This is a genomic window from Brevundimonas sp., from assembly GCF_031082345.1.
GTDB lineage: Bacteria > Pseudomonadota > Alphaproteobacteria > Caulobacterales > Caulobacteraceae > Brevundimonas.
On record NZ_JAVHLH010000326.1, the window covers coordinates 1 to 2,653 of the forward strand.

General features: G+C 70.1%; 3 protein-coding genes. All 3 read left to right on the forward strand.

Features of this window, described 5'->3' with window-relative positions; translation table 11 throughout:
• On the forward strand, positions 1-1,159 hold a 1,159-nt coding region (locus tag RDU12_RS14785), incomplete at its 5' end, for an MFS transporter (protein ID WP_308685389.1).
• A gap of 107 nt (positions 1,160-1,266) precedes the next feature.
• Positions 1,267-1,641 carry a BlaI/MecI/CopY family transcriptional regulator gene (locus tag RDU12_RS14790; protein WP_308685391.1) on the forward strand — a complete coding sequence of 125 codons (375 nt, stop codon included), beginning with the start codon at positions 1,267-1,269 and terminating at the stop codon, positions 1,639-1,641.
• Positions 1,638-2,653: M56 family metallopeptidase (locus RDU12_RS14795; RefSeq protein WP_308685393.1), on the forward strand; the 1,016-nt coding region annotated here is incomplete at its 3' end. The genes RDU12_RS14790 and RDU12_RS14795, both read left to right, overlap by 4 nt.

The following is a 2,653-nucleotide window of genomic DNA, read 5'->3' on the forward strand; positions in this document are numbered from 1 at the left end:
CGGCTTCATCGCCCGGCCGCTGGGCGGCATCGTCTTCGGCCATTTCGGCGATCGTCTCGGGCGCAAGTCGTTGCTGCAGTTCAGCCTTCTGCTGATCGGCGCCTCGACCTTCCTGATGGGCTGTCTGCCCAGCTTCGGCTCGATCGGCTACTGGGCGCCGGCCCTGCTCGTGACCCTGCGTTTCATCCAGGGCTTCGCCCTTGGCGGGGAGTGGGGCGGGGCGATCCTGCTGGTCACCGAACACAGCCCCAACCGCAGCCGCGGATTCTGGGGCAGCTTCCCCCAGGCCGCCGTGCCGATCGGAAACCTCCTGGCTACTCTGGTGCTGCTGGCGCTGTCGGCTCTGCTGACGGACGATGCCTTCCTCGCCTGGGGCTGGCGCATCGGCTTCTGGCTGTCGGTCGTGATCATCGCCATCGGCTACTACATCCGCACCCAGGTGACGGACTCGCCGATCTTCGAGAAAGCCCGCGAGGAGACGGAGAAGCGCGCCGAGGCGGGCTATGGCCTGACCGAGGTGTTCCGTCGCCATCCCCGCGCGGTGTTCACCGCCATGGGCCTGAGGTTCGGCGAGAACATCCTCTACTACATGGTCGTGACCTTCTCGATCACCTACCTGCACCATCGGGACGTCAACACCACCCGCATCCTCGCCCTGCTGTTCCTCGCCCACATCCTGCACGTGACCGTCATCCCGTTCGTCGGAGCGCTGACGGACCGGATCGGCCGGCGCCCGGTCTACATCGCCGGCGCAGCACTGACCCTGGTTTGGCCGTTCGTGGCCTTTCCGATGTTCGACACCGGCGACACGGCGATGATCCTCGGCGCCATCATGCTGGGCCTCGCCGTGCACGGCCTGATGTACGCGGCCCAGCCGGCGATCATGACCGAGATGTTCCCGACCCGGATGCGCTATTCAGGCGTGTCGCTGGGCTACCAGGTCACGGCCATCGTGGCGGGATCGTGGGCGCCGCTGATCGGTACGGCCCTGCTGCGCGCGACTGATTCCTGGGTCCCGATCGCCTGGTACATCCTCACCTCGGCCCTGGTCAGCCTCGTCGCGGCCCTGGTCATGCGCGAAAGCAGGGGGTCGTCGCTGGCGGCGATCGATGCGGCGGATCTGCGCCGGCTTGAACAGGGCGGCTCCCCCAAGGGCTGAGGTCGGGCCCGGCCCCTTACCGCGAGTTCATCGGCGCGCCTCATTCCTGACGTCTTCCGCTACAAGTGTGGCGCTACGGATGTAGCGTAGCCTTTGACGGAGCCGTCATGATCGAATCCCTGCCACGGCGCGAACGCGAGGTCTTCGAGACCCTGTGCCGCCTTCAGACCGGCACGACCAGCGGCGTCCGCGCCGCGATGGGGGGAACGCTGAGCGATTCCGCCGTGCGCACCCTCTTGGCCCGGCTCGAGACCAAGGGTCTGGTGGCCCGCGAGGCGGACCCGGACGGCGTCCTCTACCGGCCCGCGCCGCGTCCCGAGACGATCGCCGCCGGCGCCCTGCGCAGAACGGTCGACACCTTCTTCGCCGGCTCCGCCGCCAGCGCCGCGACGGCGCTGCTGGGCCTGACCCAGAAGCTGAAGCCCGAGGAGCTGGCGGCCCTGGAGCGGGCCATCGACCAGGCCCGGGAGCGTGGCTCATGAGCGCCGAGCTGTTCGTCGGCCTGCTGTGCAAGTCCGGCGTGATCGCCGGCGCCGGCCTGCTGCTCTCGGCCCTGCCGGGCTTCCGGGCCGCCACCGACCGGGTGGACGTGCTCAGGGCCGCCGTCTGCGTCCTGCTCGCCTTGCCCTTGTTGATGGCGTTCGGACCGGCGCTTCAGCTTCAGCTCCTGCCGGCCGCGCCGGTCGAGTCTGTCATGGCGGTCGCCCCCGTGTGGCAAGGCTCCGTCACGCCGGTGGAAGGGCTGTCGCTCTCCAGCACGCTTCGTCCGCCCTCGCCGATGGAGATTCTCGCCGGGATCTGGATCGTCGGCGCCCTCGTGGTGTCCGGACGGTTCGCCCTGGGCGTGCTGACCCTGCGGCGCTGGACCCGCTCCGGCGCAGTTGTGTCCGACCCGGCCTGGACCAGGCCGCTTGAGGAACTCGCGCCCCGTCGCCGTCCCCGCCTGATCGCCGCCCGCGCCATCGAAGCGCCCCTCAGCTGGGGGCTTCCGCCCGGCGTGGTTCTTGTGGGCCAGAGCTGTCTGTCGCGTCCCGAGACGGCCGGCGCCGTGCTGGCGCACGAGCTGGCGCACATTCGCAGAGGCGACTGGCTGTTCCTCGCCCTGTCCCGCCTCGCCCTCGCCCTGTTCTGGTTCAACCCGCTGGTCTGGCTGCTTCACGCCAGTCTGGCGAGCCGGACCGAAGACGCCGCCGACGCCGCGGCGCTCGCCGTCGTGGATCGCCGGACCTACGCCCGCGCCCTCGTCGGCATCGCCGCCGACTTCCGACAGTCCGCCGCCATCGGCATGGCGGGGGACGCCCACTCCCTGACCAGAAGGATTACCCGCATCATGACTGCTCGCAACGCGTCCCGAACCCGTCCCCTGAGCATGGCTCTCGCCATCGGCGCCCTGGTGGCCATCGCCACGCCGATCGCGGCGCTGGAGATCACTCGGCAATCACCGCCCGCCCCACCGCCGCCGCCGCAGGCTCCGTTCGCCGTCCCGGCTCCGCC